The organism is Caballeronia sp. LZ033, from assembly GCF_031451265.1.
Classification (GTDB): Bacteria; Pseudomonadota; Gammaproteobacteria; order Burkholderiales; family Burkholderiaceae; genus Caballeronia.
In genome coordinates this window covers 1-771 of record NZ_JARUXQ010000039.1, presented here as the reverse complement: position 1 = coordinate 771, position 771 = coordinate 1, and the positions used below count along the sequence as shown (strand labels likewise).

The window sequence follows — 771 nt, the reverse complement described above, 5'->3', positions numbered from 1 at the left end:
ATGCCCCGCCGGATCGTAGGCGTAGCGGCGCGAGCGCTTGTCATAGCCGATTTCCTCAACCAGCCGTCCCACCGCATCGCGCTTCAGATGCCACGTTTCGCCCCGCGCATTGATCACGCCAACCAGTTGTTCTTCCGTGTTGTAGCGATAGTGCGTGACGCTGCCATTGGCGTCGATGCGGCTCGCCAACTGGCCCTGTCCAAAGACGCTGAAACGCGTGATGTGGCCCGCTTCATCGGTGTACTGCGTGAGGTTGTCTTCGGCGTCGTATGCGCAAAACACGTAACCCGGCGAAGTACGGGCCACGAGTCGCCCCTTGGCGTCCCATTTATAGGTGGCGGCTTCCTCGCCCGGCGATTGCCGTTCGATCAGCTTGCCGCGCGCGTCGTGCTTCAATCGCGTGGTGCGACCCAATGCATCCGTCAAAGCGGCGACATAGCCCAGTGCGTCATAGGCGAGTGTCGTGACCTGTTGCGCGGCGTTGCGCACCTTTACGAGCTGGCCGCGGGTATCGTGGCCGAATGCGGTGACAAGGCCCGAGGGCGTGATCTGCTCAACGAGATTTCCGCGCGTGTCCCACGTTTGCTTCCACTGGCCGCCTTCCGGATCAGTAATAGCGATAGGCCGCAGATTGTCGTCGTACTCCGTGCGCGTCGCGCTGCGATCCGGCAGCGTGTGCGTCAGCAGATTGCCGCACAGATCGTATTCCCACGTGGTCCTGTTTCCTGCAGGGTCCACTGCTGCAACCGTGCGTCCCAGCCCGTCATAGCG

1 pseudogene is annotated in these 771 nt (G+C 62.3%); it reads right to left on the bottom strand.

From position 1 onward, the window contains the following. Positions 1 to 771 (bottom strand): annotated as a pseudogene (locus QCE62_RS35085) (type IV secretion protein Rhs); the annotation flags it as partial.